This is a genomic window from Agromyces sp. NPDC057865, from assembly GCF_042796995.1.
GTDB lineage: Bacteria > Actinomycetota > Actinomycetes > Actinomycetales > Microbacteriaceae > Agromyces.
Genome location: NZ_JBHVMJ010000001.1, coordinates 815693 through 831206, shown reverse-complemented (window position 1 = coordinate 831206; position 15514 = coordinate 815693). Strand labels below are relative to the sequence as shown.

12 protein-coding genes are annotated in these 15514 nt (G+C 73.8%); 8 read left to right on the top strand and 4 right to left on the bottom strand.

Going from position 1 to position 15514, the window contains the following annotated elements; all coding sequences use genetic code 11:
• Nucleotides 1–93: 93 nt before the first annotated feature.
• Complete coding sequence (locus ACFVN5_RS03895; protein ID WP_376953345.1) at nucleotides 94–819, bottom strand: hypothetical protein; 726 nt, start codon at nucleotides 817–819, stop codon at nucleotides 94–96.
• Nucleotides 820–967: 148 nt separating this feature from the next.
• Nucleotides 968–3160 carry a DEAD/DEAH box helicase gene (locus ACFVN5_RS03890; RefSeq protein ID WP_376953343.1) on the bottom strand — a complete coding sequence of 731 codons (2193 nt, stop codon included), beginning with the start codon at nucleotides 3158–3160 and terminating at the stop codon, nucleotides 968–970.
• Nucleotides 3161–3482: 322 nt separating this feature from the next.
• Between ACFVN5_RS03890 and ACFVN5_RS03885 the strand changes: the two genes are divergently transcribed.
• From ACFVN5_RS03885 to ACFVN5_RS03865, 5 genes are all read left to right on the top strand, one after another.
• On the top strand, nucleotides 3483–4496 hold the full coding sequence (locus ACFVN5_RS03885; protein ID WP_376953342.1) for an alpha/beta hydrolase: 1014 nt from the start codon (nucleotides 3483–3485) through the stop codon (nucleotides 4494–4496).
• Nucleotides 4497–4594: 98 nt separating this feature from the next.
• On the top strand, nucleotides 4595–5635 hold the full coding sequence (locus ACFVN5_RS03880) for a YihY/virulence factor BrkB family protein (RefSeq protein WP_376953341.1): 1041 nt from the start codon (nucleotides 4595–4597) through the stop codon (nucleotides 5633–5635).
• Between the two features lie 96 nt (nucleotides 5636–5731).
• On the top strand, nucleotides 5732–6913 hold the full coding sequence (locus tag ACFVN5_RS03875) for a sensor histidine kinase (RefSeq protein ID WP_376953340.1): 1182 nt from the start codon (nucleotides 5732–5734) through the stop codon (nucleotides 6911–6913).
• A complete protein-coding gene (locus tag ACFVN5_RS03870; protein ID WP_376953339.1) occupies nucleotides 6910–7584 on the top strand; it encodes a response regulator in 675 nt (224 codons plus the stop codon). Before ACFVN5_RS03875 ends, ACFVN5_RS03870 begins: the two co-directional genes overlap by 4 nt.
• Before the next feature lie 201 nt (nucleotides 7585–7785).
• Entirely contained in the window at nucleotides 7786–9120 is a 1335-nt protein-coding gene (locus ACFVN5_RS03865) for an acyltransferase (protein ID WP_376953338.1), read from the top strand.
• A gap of 35 nt (nucleotides 9121–9155) precedes the next feature.
• Here the strand turns inward: ACFVN5_RS03865 and ACFVN5_RS03860 are convergent, their stop codons facing one another.
• A complete protein-coding gene (locus ACFVN5_RS03860) occupies nucleotides 9156–10475 on the bottom strand; it encodes a hypothetical protein (RefSeq protein ID WP_376953337.1) in 1320 nt (439 codons plus the stop codon).
• Nucleotides 10476–10635: 160 nt separating this feature from the next.
• Between ACFVN5_RS03860 and ACFVN5_RS03855 the strand changes: the two genes are divergently transcribed.
• Nucleotides 10636–11232, top strand: coding sequence for an antibiotic biosynthesis monooxygenase (locus ACFVN5_RS03855; RefSeq protein ID WP_376953336.1), 597 nt, complete (start codon nucleotides 10636–10638; stop codon nucleotides 11230–11232).
• 33 nt (nucleotides 11233–11265) lie between these two features.
• Here ACFVN5_RS03855 and ACFVN5_RS03850 read toward each other — a convergent pair whose 3' ends face one another.
• Complete coding sequence (locus ACFVN5_RS03850) at nucleotides 11266–12048, bottom strand: IclR family transcriptional regulator (protein WP_376953335.1); 783 nt, start codon at nucleotides 12046–12048, stop codon at nucleotides 11266–11268.
• Nucleotides 12049–12186: 138 nt separating this feature from the next.
• Here ACFVN5_RS03850 and hutH point away from each other — a divergent pair, with 138 nt between their 5' ends.
• Nucleotides 12187–13836 (top strand): histidine ammonia-lyase, encoded by a 1650-nt coding sequence (hutH, locus tag ACFVN5_RS03845; protein WP_376953334.1) that lies wholly within the window; start codon nucleotides 12187–12189, stop codon nucleotides 13834–13836.
• 237 nt (nucleotides 13837–14073) lie between these two features.
• The gene (locus tag ACFVN5_RS03840) at nucleotides 14074–15498 is read left to right on the top strand and encodes a M23 family metallopeptidase (protein WP_376953333.1); all 1425 of its coding nucleotides are present in this window, start codon (nucleotides 14074–14076) and stop codon (nucleotides 15496–15498) included.
• Nucleotides 15499–15514 lie beyond the last annotated feature (16 nt).

Below are 15514 nucleotides of genomic sequence, written 5' to 3'. Positions count from 1 at the left end.
CCCCAGCGTCGAGCGGGGCGCCACTCGGACGGCACGACGGACGGCGTCGCGCCGGCACGTCGGTGCCGAGGCGATGCCATCCGTCGCGATGCGTCAGCCCTCGGTGGGCGCGGGCGTCGGGGCCGGGGTCGGGCCGAACAACGTCCAGGCGCTGGCCTTGCACTCGTAGAACTGCACGCTGCTCGTGTCGATGAAGATGTCGCCGTCGGTGGTGCACGTCGAGGGGTCGGGGACGCCGACGCCGAGGAGCACCTGCGTGCCCGCGGCTCCGGCCTCGCCCTGCGCGCCCTGCTCGCCCTGGGCACCCTGCTCGCCTTGCGCGCCCTGCTCGCCCTGGGCGCCCTGTTCGCCCTGCGCCCCCTGCTCCCCCTGCGCGCCGGTGAGGTTCTCGGCGGCGTTCTGGCGGATGTTCCCGACGAGCGTCCACTCGCCGTCCTGGAACAGGTACACGTCGGAGTTCGAGATGTCGATGTAGACATCGCCCTCGTACCCCTTGCCCTCCTCGGGCACGCCGGTACCGGCGCGAACGGCCGAGCCCGCGGGCAGGATCTCCTTGATCGCCTCCTCGTAGGCGGCCTCGTCGACCTCCGCCGCGGTCGGCGTCGGCGTCGGCTCCGCCGCCGTGGTGTCGCCCGCGCGGGCGACCCAGGACCCGAGGAAGGCCGCGACGAACGAGAGCACGACGATCGCGACGCCGAACCAGATGAGCGTCGCCCGGCTCACGGTCGGGGGGCCCGGGGGCGGCGGTGCCGCCTGCGGAGCAGCCCCCTGCGTCGGGGAATCGGGCGATGCGCCCTGCGGGGTACGGTCGTCGCTCATGTCGATGCGCCCTCCACGTCTCGCGCTCCCGGACTCCCCAGGTGGTGCACGGCGACGCGCGTCGCGCTCATGCTAATCCCGCGGATGGGACGCGAACAGGCCCGCGACCGGGCGGGTCGCGGGCCTGTTCGGGTGGTGCGGCCGTCGCCTAGGAGGCGACCTCCTCGGTCGTGGCCTCGGTCGTGGCCTCGATCGCGGCCTCGGCCTGCGCGGGCGCGGCTTCGAGCTCGGCGTGCAGGTCGTCGCCGAGGCGAACGTCGACGAAGTCGACCTCGATCTCGGCGCGGCCCAGGAGCTCGGCCATGCGGCGCTGGCGATTGCGCGGGATGAGCGTGACGACGCGACCCTCCTTGCCGGCGCGACCGGTGCGACCGGCGCGGTGCAGGTACGTCTTGTACTCGTCGGGCGCGTCGGCCTGGATCACCAGGTCGATGTCGTCGACGTGGATGCCGCGTGCCGCGACATCCGTTGCCACCAGCACGTCGACCCGGCCGCTCGTGAGCTGCTGCAGGTTGCGCGTTCGGCGCGACTGGTTGAGGTCGCCGTGCAGGGCCACGGCGCGGATGCCGTAGTCCTCGAGGTGGTCGGTGAGGTCCTCGGCGAACGCGCGGGTGCGCGAGAACACGAGGGTCTTGCCGTCGCGCTGCGCGAGCTGGGCGACGATGTCGCGCTTGTCGCGGTTGTCGATCACGAACACGCGGTGGTCGATGGCCGAGGACGCCTGGTCCTCGCCGGCCACCTCGTGCACCGCCGGGTCGACGAGGAACTCGTCGACGAGCGCGGCCACGCCGGTGTCGAGCGTCGCGGAGAAGAGGAGCTTCTGGCCGCCCTCGGAGGTGCGGCGGATGATGCGCTGCACCGGCTCGAGGAATCCGAGGTCGCACATGTGGTCGGCCTCGTCGAGCACCGTGACCACGACCTGGCTGAGGTCGAGACGGCCCTGCTCCACGAGGTCCTCGATGCGGCCCGGCGTGCCGATCACGATGTCGACGCCGCGCTGGAGCGCGCCGACCTGGCGGCCCTGGGGGACGCCGCCGTAGATCTGCGTGGTGAAGAGGCCGACGCTCTGCGCGATCGGCTGCACGGTGCGGTCGATCTGCAGCGCGAGCTCGCGGGTCGGCGCGAGGATCAGCGCGCGGGGGCTGCGACCCATCTGGCGCTTCACGCGGCCGGTCCCTGAGTGGCCCGCGGTGCCCTGAGCCTGTCGAAGGGTCGAAGGGGCCGAGGCCGTCCACAGCTGCATGAGGCGCTCCACCGTGGGCGCGCCGAAGGCGATGGTCTTGCCCGAGCCGGTGCGTCCGCGGCCGAGCACGTCGCGACCCTCGAGCACGACGGGGATCGTCGCCGCCTGGATCGGGAACGGCGTCTCGGCGCCGAGCTCGGCGAGCGCGCGCACGACGTTGCCGCCGAGGCCCAGGTCGGCGAACGTCACGCCATCGACCTCCTCGGCGCGGATCGCCTCGGCCTCGAGGCGCTCGAGCACGACGTCGTCCTCGGGCGTGAAGCGGGTCTCGGCCTCACGGCTGGGGTAGAAGCTCGATGCACGGCGCTCGGAGTCGCGGAAGCCGGGACGGTCGAACTCCCGGCGGGCGGGACGCTCGTCGCGGTCGGAGCGACGCGGGGCACGGTCGTCGCGGTCGTACGAACGAGCGGGACGCTCCCGGCGGGCGGGACGCTCGTCGCGGTCGGAGCGACGCGGGGCACGGTCGTCGCGGTCGTACGAACGAGCCGGACGCTCGTCACGGTCGAACCGACGCGGGGCACGCTCATCGCGGTCGGAGCGTCGCGGGGCACGGTCGTCGCGGTCGTACGAACGAGCCGGACGCTCGTCACGGTCGAACCGACGCGGGGCACGCTCGTCGCGGTCGAACCGACGCGGGGCACGGTCATCACGGTCGTACGAACGAGCCGGACGCTCGTCCCGGTCGAACCGACGCGGCCCGCGGTCGTCACGGTCGTACGAACGAGCCGGACGCTCCTCGCGGTAGTGCGCGCGCGCGGGGCGGTCGTCACGGTCGCGACGCGGAGCACGGTCGTCGCGGTCGAACCGACGCGGCGCACGGTCGTCGCGCGCCGGGCGCTCGTCACGCGCCGGACGCCCCTCGCGCACGGCGCGGTGCGGTGCGCGGCCGGTGGCGACGCGCTCCTCGCGCGACCAGCGCTCCTTCCGGGGCGCCTCCTCCTCGGCGCGGTAGCCGCGGTGGCCGGGGCTGCGCGATCCGGCCTTCTGCGAGGTCGAGCCGTTGCGCGAGGCGGTGCCGCCCTTGCGGCCGCCCTTCGCGTACGAGGGATCGAAGTTCCTGGCGGGTCGTCCGCCAGCGGGCTTCTTGTTCTTGGGCACGATGGATCTTCCTGGGTTGTACTTGAGTACATGGCAGCCCGCCGGGCGCAGGAGTGCGCTCGGCAGGTCTGAGAACCCGGAACATCGTCGACCGGGGCCGTTCACATACGGTGACTTCCGAGGACAAGCCGTCCTCGAATCCGGCCCTCAGGACTCACAAACCCATCCGTGCCACGGCACGGTGTCCAGAACCGACTCCGCAACGATACCGGATCGCGGCTGGGAAAGCCCCGAGCAGGCCGCGGTTCCGCCGCAGGCCGCCGCGTTTGACATCACCGGATGGTGGGTTAGCATCACTCCACCCCTGAACCCGGAGCCCGGTGTGACCTCGACCCGAATCGCAGGCGGCTCCGGCATCCGCGCCAGGCGGATCGTCGCAGCCGCGCTGGCCGCCATCGCGGCGATCACGGGCGTGGTCGCGCTCTCCGGCTTCCACACCCAGCTCCGCGAGATCGACCCGACGGGGCCGGATGCGGCGAGCGAGGTCGCGAGCGCCGAGGTGATCGGCATCCGCACGTTCACCCCGCCCGCGGGCCTCGAGGTCGAGGCCGACCTCGAGTACGGCACGCGCGAGGACGGCACGCTGCTGACGCTCGACGTCTGCCTGCCCGCCGCCGATGCGCTCGAGCAGCAGCGGCCCGCGGTCGTGTCGATCCACGGCGGCAGCTGGGCGCGCGGCGACAAGGCGAACGCCGACTGGCGCAACGTGTGCCTGTGGCTCGCGAGCGAGGGCTTCGTCGCGGCATCCGTCAACTACCGGCTCGTGCCCGACGCACGGTTCCCGGCCGCGATCGACGACGTGGCGCTCGCGGTGGAGTGGCTGCGCGACCCCGAGCAGGTCGAGCGGTTCGGCATCGACCCGACGCGCATCGGCGCGTTCGGCGGCTCGGCCGGCGGCAACCTCGCCGCGCTGCTCGGCATGACCGGCGAGGGGCCGCTCGACCAGGGCTCGCGGGTCGCCGCGGTCGCGGAGCTGTCGGGTCCTGTCGGCCTGAGCGCGGCCGAGCTGGCCGCCGACGCCGCATCGCCGTGGCTGAAGGGCATCGTCGGCGAGTACCTCGGGTGCGACCCGGGTGCGAGCCTCGAGGCGTGCCCGCAGTCGGCGGATGCCTCGCCGGCGAGCCTGGTCGACGCGAGCGACCCGCCGGTCTTCATCGGGCACGCCGAGCACGAGGTCGTGCCCCTCGGGCAGTCGGAGCGCTTCGTCGCGGCGCTCGGCGCCGCCGGCGTCCCGGCGCAGCTGGTCGTCGTCCCGGGCGATGCGCACTCGATCGGCATCCTCGACGACGCGCTCCGACCGCGCGTGGCGGCCTTCCTGCACGCCCACCTCGGCTGACCCGACCGGGAAGGCGTGCGCAACCCCTGCCGTCCGCGGCATCCGCGGCCATAGGCTCGGCACCAGCGAGCGTCATCCGTCCGTCCCGAGGAGGCGAGATGAGTTCCCATGCCGACTCACCCGTCGACTCACCCGTCGAGCTGACGCGCGACGACTGGCGCACCCTCTTCCGTCGCACGCTGCACGAGTTCCGGATCAGCCAGAGCTGGGACCTCGCGGCGGCCCTGACCTACCACGCGGTGCTCTCGGTGTTCCCCGCACTGCTCGGCGCCCTCGCGCTCATCGGCATCTTCGGGAGCGCGGAGGCCGTCGCACGCACCGCCCTCGACGTGATCGGCGACCTCGCCGGCGACCAGGTCGCGACGGCGGTCGACGAGCCGATCGAGCAGCTGCTCGACGCGTCGCACGCCGCGCTCGCGTTCGCGACCGGGCTCGTGCTGACCCTCTGGACCGTGTCGGGCTACCTCGGCACGTTCGGGCGCGGCATGAACCGCATCCTCGGCGTGGCGGAGGGCCGCCCGTTCTGGAAGTCGCGTCCCTTGTTCATCGGCGTCGCCGTCGTGATCGTCGCGCTCGCCTCGATCGTGGCGGTGCTCATGCTCGTGAGCGGCCCGGTCGCCGACGCCCTGGCGCGCTCGCTCGGGCTCGACGAGGGGCTCGTCATCTGGTGGGACTTCCTGAAGCTGCCCGTGGTCGCGGTGCTGGTGGCGGTGATGATCGCGGTGCTCTACTGGGCGACGCCGAACGTGAAGCGCCGGAACATCCGCTGGATGAGCGTCGGCGCGGGCGGTGCCCTGCTCAGCTGGCTCGCGACGACCGCGCTCTTCACCGCCTACGTGCTCGGCGTGCGCACGTACGAGCGGACGTACGGGGTGCTCGGGTTCGCGGTGGCGTTCCTCCTCTGGGTGTGGCTGTCGAACCTCGCGCTCGTCTTCGGCGCGGTGCTCGACACCGAGGTCGAGCGAGCGCGGCAGTTGCGCAACGGCATCGACGCCGAGGATGGCCTGCAACTCCCGCTCCGCGACGATCGCATGATCCAGAAGAACCGCGAGAGCCGGAACGTCGACCGCCTCGCGTCCTCGCGGATGAAGCCCGACACGGCAGTCGACGGCGTGGTGACCCCGTCGACGGAGCGCTGACGGCGCCCCCTACCTGCGTACGGCCGCAGGATCGCTCCGCGGGGGGATGCCGCGTCGCGGCCCGCATGACAGGCTGCTGCCACCATGGACTCCCGAATGCCCGCACCGCCCCGCGACGCCGACCGCCGCTTCCGCGCGTGGACCTGGCTCGCGACCGCGCTGGTCGCGGTCGTGCTCGTGACGATCTCGGCGCCGATCGCCGCGACCGCCTACGGCGTGCACCTCCTCGCGGCCTTCGTGACGAGCCTGGCGCTCGCGGGCGCGGTCCCGCTCGCCGTGCGCCTGCCGTGGCTCGGCACCGCCCTCTCGACCGTCGGCCTCCTCGCCTTCGCCCTGATCTCCGCGTCGTCGGATGCCGCGCCCTGGCCGTGGCCCGTGACGTCGATCGTGTCGCAGGCGGCCCTTCTCATCGTGCTCGGCCTCATGCGCCCGTGGTGGCTCGGCCTCGTCGCGTGGCTCGCCGGCGTCGTCGTGACCGCGCCGTTCGCGTTCGTCGATGCGGGCGCCGCGGCCAACGTCGTGACGGCCGCGGCCATCACGCTCTCGGCACTGGCCGTGGCCGTGCTGGTGGCGCAGCGTCGCACCATCGGCGTCGAGCTGTTCCGCGAGCGGGCGGCCACCGCCTCCGAGCAGGAGCGCCGTGTGCTCGTCGAGGAACGGAACCGCATCGCACGCGAGCTCCACGACGTCGTCGCGCACGGGCTGTCGATCATCCACGTGCAGGCGACGAGCGCGCCGTATCGCCTGGATGGGCTGAGCGACGAGGCGACGGCCGAGTTCGGCGAGATCGCGGCATCCGCTCGCACCGCCATGACCGAGATGCGCCAGCTGCTCGGCGTGCTGCGCAGCGCGGACGCCGCCCCCGACACCGCGCCGCAGCCCGGCCTCGACGACCTGCCCGCGCTCGTGGGGTCGGTCGAGCGCGCGGGTGTGCCGGTCACGCTCGAGCTCGGCGAGGCGCTGCCCGCGGCGGGCCTCACGGCGACCACGGCCTACCGCATCGTGCAGGAGGCGCTCTCGAACGTGGTGCGCCACGCCCCGGGCGCCACCACGCACGTCACGGTCGAGGTGCTCGCCGACGACCTCGTCGTCGGCGTCGAGAACGAGGCGGCCACGGATGCCCCTGGGCCCGACGCGCGCGGTGGCGGACACGGGCTCGTGGGCATCGGCGAGCGCGCGGCCCTGCTCGGGGGCCGTGCGGAGTACGGCGAGCGTCCGGGCGGGGGATACCGTGTGCTTGCGACCCTCCCGCTCGGGTCGGACGGAGGAACCACGTGACGATCACGGTGCTCGTCGCCGACGACCAGGCGATGGTGCGTGCCGGGTTCGCGGCGGTGCTCGCCGCCCAGCCCGGCATCGACGTGGTGGGGCAGGCCGGCGACGGCGTCGAGGCCGTCGCGCTCTCCCGGGAGCTGCGACCCGACGTCGTCGTGATGGACGTGCGGATGCCGCACCGCAACGGGATCGAGGCGACGCGCGACCTGCAGGCGCCGGCGCGCGGCTCCGACCACGTGCCGCGCGTGCTCATGCTCACGACGTTCGACATCGACGAGTACGTCTACGAGGCGCTGAGCGCGGGCGCGAGCGGGTTTCTCCTGAAGGACGCCACGCCTGAGGAGCTCGTTGCCGCCGTGCGCGTGGTCGCCGCGGGCGACGCGCTGCTCGCCCCGAGCGTGACCCGGCGCCTCATCGAGGACTTCGCCCGGTCGGCGCAGCCGCCGCGCACGTCGGAGACCCGCCTGGCCGGCCTCACGGAGCGCGAGCGCGAGGTGCTCGTGCTCGTTGGCCGCGGCATGTCGAACGCCGAGATCGCGTCGGCCCTCTTCATCGCCGAGCAGACCGTGAAGACGCACGTGTCGAAGATCCTGCAGAAGCTCGGCCTGCGCGATCGCGTGCACGCCGTCGTGCTCGCGTACGACACGGGTCTCGTGACGCCTGGCGGTCCCTGAGCCCGTCGAAGGGACGACCCCGACGGGTTCGCTTCGACGAGCTCAGCGAACGGCGGGCGTCGTACCGACGACCCATCCGCCGTCCCCGCGAGCGGTACCGCGGTAGGGGCCGGAACGGCACCCCCGTGTGATGCGGGGTCGGGTGCCGCATCCCTACCGTCGCTGTCGTGGGTGGAGGGTCCGCCCGGATGGAGCACGGTGATGACCGACACGCTCAGCCGCCCGGCGGGCGCTCGCGCCGCGGCATCCGACCGCAGCACCGCGCTCGCCGGCGGACGCACCGGCGTCGCCCGCGACTCGAGCGTCGACGCGATCCGCGTCGCCCTGCTCGTCGTCGTCTTCGGCCTGCACGCGATGATGTTCGGCGTGAGCACGGGCCCCGACGGACCGGTGCTGCAGAACGCGCTCGAGGGCCAGGCCTGGTTCGGGCCCGTCAGCTGGGTCGTCCAGATCATGCCGCTGTTCTTCATCGCCGGCGGCTTCTCGAGCTTCCACCACTGGCGGTCGATGCGCGCGAAGGGCGCGACGCCGTCGGACTACGTGCGCTCCCGCATCGTTCGCCTCGTCCGACCGGCGATCGCCGTCGTCGCGGTCGTCGCGAGCGGACTCGTGGTGCTGCGGCTCGCCGGCCTGCCCGAGGACCTCGTCGCGACGGCGGGCTTCCGCATCGGCCAGCCGCTGTGGTTCCTCGGCGTCTACCTCGTGACCTCCGCGCTCGTGCCGATCATGGTGCGCGCCCACGAGCGGGCACGATTGCTGACGCCCGTCGCGCTCCTCGTGGCGGTGGTCGCGGTCGACGTCGTGCGCCTCTCCACGGGCGTCGACGCGATCGGCCTGCTGAACCTGGTGCTCGTGTGGCTGCTCGTGCAACAGCTGGGCTTCCACCTCGCCGACGGCGGGCTCGACCGATTCGGTCCCCGCGCGCTGTGGGGCATGGCGGGAGCGGCACTCGCCGTGCTCGGGGTGCTGACCGTCGCGGGCCCGTATCCCGTCGACATGTACGAGAACCTCAACCCGCCGAACGTGACCCTCGTCGTGCTCGGCATCGCGCAGCTCGCCCTGTTCCAGCTCGCACGCCCGCGCATCCGAGCCTGGGTCGACCGGGCGGATGCCTCGGGCCCGATCTCCGCGGTCGGCGAGCGCGCCATGACGGTGTACCTCTGGCACATGCCCGTGCTGGTCGCACTCGCGGGCCTCTCCCTCGCCGCGAACGCGACGTACGGCACGCCCCTGCCCGAGCCGGTCGGCGTCGAGTGGTGGGCCACGCGTCCGCTCTGGCTCGCCGCGGGGGCGGCGGCCGTGGTGCCCGTCGTGCTCGTGTTCGCGCGCTTCGAGCGGGGTCGACGTCATGGTGGCGGCCACGCGGCATCCGTCATCACCACCGCCGTCGACACCGTCGCGGCCGTCGCGGGCGTCGCGACCCTGCTCGTCGCGGGCTTCGGGCCGGTGCCGGCGCTCGTCGCGCTCGCGCTGCTCACGCTGGCGCTCGTCGGCTCCCGACGGGTGCTCGGCGCGGCGCGACGGCTCGTCGGCTGACCTCGGTCAGCCCGACCTGACACCCGATCGGACGCTCAGATGCACTTCCCGGCTTCGGCGATCTGGGCGTCCGACGGGCGTCCGTAGGCCCCGATGCCGGCGCCCGACGTGTCGTAGCCCTTGGCGATGGCCCAGGCGGTCGCCCACATCTCGTCGTCGGAGGCGAAGACCGGTCCCGTGAAGAGCGGCTTGCACTCGGGTCGGACGACCTGGGCGTGCCCCACCTCGTGCACGACGACCGCCTTGGCGTTGATGTCGTCGGAGAAGTACCAGCCGATGCTGTGGCTGAGCTCGATCGTGGCCCAGCCGCCGTCGGTGTCGCGGTACATGGCCGTGCCGGAGTACCACTCGTCGCTCGAGCGGCCGTTCACGACGTGCGCCCACGTGAAGTCGAGGTTCACGCCATGCGCGATCGACCGGGCGAAGTCCTCGATGGGACCGCGCACGGCGTAGTCGGACTCCGCGCGGCGGGCCGCCTCGGCCGCGGACGACGCCTTCATGGCGTCCACGGCGGCGGCGAGGTCGGCGTAGGCGCCACGGCTGTCGCGGGACTGCACCCAACCGGTGCCCTTCTGGTCGATGCCGTGCTGCACGGCGATGCGCGTCTCGTAGGTGGCGATCGAGTGCTCCGCGAGTGCGGCGGTCGCGTCCTGGGCGGCCGAGGCGTAGAACGCCGTCCGCGCCTCCTCGGCGGCGTCCGCCGCGGCGTCGAGCTCCGCGGCCGATCGCGTGAGCCGGTCGAGCTCGGCCTCGAGCTTCGCGGCGCGCTCGCGCGTGGCGAAGATCTCGAGGATGCTCGTCGACGCCGGCCGCACGGCACTTGCGTCGTACACGATGGGCTCGGGCAGCTTCGGCTCGCCCTCCGCCGCATCGACGAGCGCGCCGGCCTCCTCCGCCGCGGCCGTGAGCGTCGCGGCGAGCTCGGCCGAGCCGAGTCCCTCGACGACGACCTCGGACACCGCGGTGCCGTCGGCGGCCGCCGCGGTCGCGAGCGTCCGGGCCGCGCGCCAGTCGCCGACCGCCTCCTCGGCGCGCGCCTCGATCGCGTTCACCTCCAGGATCAGCTCGTTGCGCGCCTCGTGCGCGAGGTAGCCCGACCCGACGTACACGCCCGCCGAGCCGCCGAGCACGACGACGATCGCGAGCACGGGGATCCACCACCTGGTGCGGGTGCGGGCGACCGGAGCGGGCACGAGCGCTGCCGCAGCCTCGTCCGCTTCCGGAGCCTCGAGCGCCTCCGCAACCTCGGTCGCCTCCGCAGCCTCTGCCGCCTCAGCGCCCTCGGGTGCCTCCGCAGCCTCCGGCGCCTCCGTCGTGCCGGGCCGCGCTGCGTCGACCGTTGCCTCCTGCGTCACCGACGCCTCCGTTCCCACTCGTGCGCCGCGGGTCGATCCCGTGCGTCGGTGGTTCCGTGCGCTGTCCGGCTGGATGACGATAACCGCGAGAGCCCGCCCGGCGCCATCCGGTCGGCGCATCCGTTACCGCTCCGAAACCGCGATGAGGTGGGATGGGTGCATGGCCAGCGAACCGATCACCGTGTCGATCCGGCGCGAGGTGGACCCGGCGCGGATCTCTGAGGCCACCGCCTGGGTGCAGACGGGCGTCAACCTCGCGAACGCGTACCCGGGCTTCCTCGGGTCGGGTTGGGTGCGCGCGGGCGAGACGTCGACCGTGTGGCACATGCTCTACCGCTTCGCGAACGAGGAGACGCTCGAGGCGTGGGAGCGGTCGCCCGAGCGCAGCTGGTGGCTGTCGATGGGCGAGGGCTTCGTCCATTCGGAGCGCAGTCGGCGGCGCACCGGCATCGAGGGCTGGTTCGACGAGCCGGCGACGGGCTCGGTGCCGGTGGCGGATGCCACGGGGCCCGGCGCCGAGGCATCCGAGCTTCCGCCCGCGCCGCCGCGCTGGAAGCAGGCGGTCACGATCTGGCTGGGCTTCTTCCCGGTGAACCTGCTGTTCGCGTACCTCGTGGCACCCGTGCCCGGATGGGGCGAGCTGCCGATCTGGCTGCGTGCGCTCGGCACCACGCTCGTGCTGACTCCGATCATGACGTACTGGGTGCTGCCGTTCGTTACGCGGATGCTGCGGCGCTGGCTCGCACCGAAGGGCTGATCGCGACCGAGGCCGAGGCCGCCCCGGCGCGGGCTAGCGGATGCCGCGGATGCGACGTGAGAGCGTCGCGGCCGCCTCCCGCACGCCCTCGACAGCACGTTCGCGCAGCCCGGTCGCGGCGTCGTCGGGGAACGTCACGGCGATCGCCGCGGCCGGCCAGCCGAGGTGGTCGACGACCGCGGCGCCCGCCGACGCCAGTCCGCTCGTGACCTCGCCGTCCTCGGCGGCCCAGCCGCGCGCGCGCACGTCGGCGAGCACGCGCTTCAGGCGCCCGTAGCTCCACTCCGCGGCATCCGCCTCGCCCTCGGGATGCCGCTCGGCGAACGCCGCGCGGTCGGGATACAGCGCACGCAGCTGCGCCGGCGGCAGCTCGGCGAGCATGGCCCGCCCGGTGGCCGTGAGGTGTGCGGGCAGGCGCACGCCCACGTCGGTGACGAGGGACGGGCGCCGCGGCGCGCGCTCCTCGACGAGGTAGAGCACGTCGCGTCCGTGCAGCACGGCGAGGTGTCCCGACTCGCCGAGCCGGTCGACGAGCGCCGCGACCAGGGGCCGACCGAGGCGGGCGAGCGGCTGCTGTCGGCTGAACCCGCTCGACAGCTCGAACGCGGCGATGCCCAGTCCGTACCGGCGCTCCTCGGGCAGGTGCACGACGAAGCCGCGCTCCTGCATGACCGCGAGCAGGTGGTACACGGTCGAGCGCGGGATCTCCAGCGCCTGGGCGATGGTCGCCGCGGGCACGGGACCGCGCTGCGCGGCCAGGTGGGCGAGGATCGCGAGCGTCTGGTCGGCGGCGGGCACCTTCGAGCCGGGCTCCATGCGACCTCCTCGTCCGGATCCCCGCTGATCACGGACGCCGTGCGCCGACGCCGCCCGATTCCGTGCCGTCCGGGATCCCGGACGCCAGCGTACTCCTCGGCGTTCCCGCGCGCGCGGGTGCGGTGTGGAATCGGAGGCATGAGCACCATCGCGCCCGCACCCGCCCGCACCGCGGCATCCGTCACCGTCGGCACCGGAGCCCTCACGATCGAGGACGTCGTCGCCGTGGCCCGGCACGGTGCATCCGTCGAGCTCGACCCGGCCGCCCTCGAGGGCGTCGCCGCGAGCCGCGCGATCGTCGAGGGCCTCGCCGCCGACCCCGAACCGCACTACGGCATCTCGACCGGCTTCGGCGCGCTCGCGACCACGTTCATCGCCGAGGACCGTCGCGCCCAGCTGCAGGCCAGCCTCGTGCGCTCGCACGCCGCCGGCTCGGGCGCCGAGGTGGAGCGCGAGGTCGTGCGCGCCCTCATGCTCCTGCGCCTCTCGACGCTCATGACCGGGCGTACGGGCGTGCGCCGTGAGACCGCGGAGACGTACGCGGCGATCCTGAACGCGGGCATCACCCCCGTCGTGCGCGAGTACGGCTCGCTCGGCTGCTCGGGCGATCTCGCGCCGCTCGCGCACTGCGCGCTCGTCGCGATGGGCGAGGGCGACGTGCGGGTGTCCCCGTTCCCTGAGCCCGCCCCGCTCCCTGAGTCCGTCGAAGGGAGCAACCACGACGCGATCGCTTCGACGAGCTCAGCGAACGGCGAGCTGACGGATGCCGCGACGGCCCTCGCCGCCGCCGGCATCACCCCGCTGCGCCTCGGCGAGAAGGAGGGCCTCGCCCTCATCAACGGCACCGACGGCATGCTCGGCATGCTCGCGCTGGCGATCGACGACCTGCGTCTGCTGCTCACGACCGCCGACATCGCCGCGGCCATGAGCGTCGAGGGCCTCATGGGCACCGACGCGGTCTTCGCCGAGGACCTGCACGCCCTGCGTCCGCAGCGCGGCCAGGCGCTCGCCGCGTCCAACCTGCGTCGCCTGCTCGCCGAGTCCCCCATCGTGGCCAGCCACCAGGGACCCGAGTGCACCCGCGTGCAGGACGCCTACTCGCTGCGCTGCGCCCCGCAGGTGCACGGCGCCGCGCGCGACACGCTCGCGCACGCGGCATCCGTCGCCGACGCCGAGCTCGCGAGCGCGATCGACAACCCGGTGCTCACGCTCGACGGCCGCGTCGAGTCGAACGGCAACTTCCACGGCGCTCCGGTCGGCTACGTGCTCGACTTCCTCGCGATCGCCGTGGCGGATGTCGCGTCGATGAGCGAGCGCCGCACCGACCGGTTCCTCGACCGCGCGCGCAACCAGGGGCTGCCGCCGTTCCTCGCGGACGAGGTGGGCGTTGACTCCGGACTGATGATCGCCCAGTACACGGCCGCGGGCATCGTGTCAGAGCTCAAGCGCCTCGCGGTGCCGGCGTCGGTGGACTCGATCCCGTCGTCGGCCATGCAGGAGGACCACGTGTCGATGGGGTGGGCCGCGGCCCGCAAGCTGCGCCGCGCGATCGACGGCCTCGCGCGCGTGCTCGCGATCGAGGTCATGACGGCGTCGCGGGGCCTCGCGCTGCGCGCCCCGCTGGAGCCGGGCGCCGCCACGGGCGCGATCGTGTCGCTCGTCGCCGGCGTCGGCGCCGTGCCGGGACCCGACCGATTCCTGTCGCCCGAGATCGAGGCGATCACGGGGCTCGTGGCGTCGGGCGAGGTCGTGGCGACCGCGTCGCGGGAGGCCGGCGCGCTGGTCTGATCCCCCGCTCGTCGGGTGGTCAGCGGGTCGTGCTGAACCTGAGGCATGCTCATGTACCCCGAACGTGGGCGGAACGGACCCTCCGGAACGGTTGTCTCCCCCGGGCGCCGATGACAGACTGGACGGGATCGGCTCCCCGGGCCGACACCCGAACGGAACCAGATGACGCCGACGCCGACCTGCGCAGCACCCGGCAGAGAACGCCCGTGGTACTCACGGAGCGCTCGCCGCGGTGGTGTGACGCTTGCTGCCGCGACGGCGGTCGTGCTGCTGAGCGTCCTCGGTGGCGCGCCCTCGTACGCGGAGGAGCTCCCGACCGGCGGGGCCACCGACACGACGACGAGCACGACGGAGACGCCGGCGCCCACCGACGCGACGACCGAGCCGACGACGCCCGCGACCGGCGATCCGACGACCGACCCGACGACCGAGCCGTCTCCGACGCCGACGCCGACGCCGACGCCCGAGCCGACCCCCACGCCCACGCCGACACCGACACCGACTCCGACGCCCGAGCCGACGCCGACCCCCACGCCCGAGCCGACGCCCACGCCGACCCCCACGCCCGAGCCGACGCCCACGCCGAGCCCGTCGGCGACGCCGACCACCTCGCCGACGACCACGACCACGACCCGCTCGACGCTGCGGGCCGGCGCGTCGAGCTTCGGCACGAACAGCCTGCAGTCGGCCGCGCTCGCCGCGGCGCAGGCGCGCATCCAGTTCGCCACGTCGCAACTGCGCGCCGCTGAGACGGCACTGGCCGACGCGCGCTCGATGCGCGCCGAGGCCCAGGCGGTCGCCGAGCGCATGCAGGGCCTCGCCGACGACGCCCAGGCCGAGGCCGACTCCGCCGGCCGCGTGTACTTCGCCGCCGCCCAGGGCGACGGCGCGACGCTCTCGTCGATCCCCGCCGCGTTCGGCGCCGGGAAGGACCTGCTCGCCGGCCTCGGCGGCGTCGCCCGGGTCGAGCAGATCGCCGGCGACGTCGAGAAGCTCCTGGCGATCGCCGACAAGCGCACCGAAGAGGCCGCGGCGGCGCAGGAGCGCGCCGATGTCGCGTGGGCCGCGGTCGATGAGGTGCCGGTCGAGGCGGCCGAAGCCGACGTCGAAGCCGCCGAGCAGGCGCTCGCCGACGCGCGTCAGGAGCTCGACGACCTGCAGTCCGATGCCGCGAACGACAGCGTGCTGGCATCGAGCGGCGTCTCGCTCCTGCTCAACCTTCCCGCCGATGCCGGCCAGCTCAGCGACCAGGGGTGGGCACTCCCCGTCGTCGGCCGCATCACCGACGGCTTCGGGCCGCGGCCGGTCAAGCCGCTGCCGGGCGTGAACGACTTCCACCGCGGCACCGACCTCGCCGCCGCGTGCGGCACGGCCGTGTACGCCGCGACGTCCGGCGTCGTGAACGCCGCCGGGCCGAACGGCAGCCTCGGCAACTGGATCCAGATCGACCACGGCTCTGGCGTCGAGACCGGCTACGGGCACCTGACCCAGGGCGGCATCTTCGTCGCCGCCGGCGAGACGGTGACCGCGGGCCAGCTCATCGGCGCGGTGGGCAGCACGGGCGCCTCCACCGGATGCCACCTGCACTTCGAGGTGCACCTCGACGGCTCCGCCATCGACGCGGTCCCGTTCATGGCCGCCCGCGGCATCCAGCTCGGCTGAGCCGGGTACCGGGAGC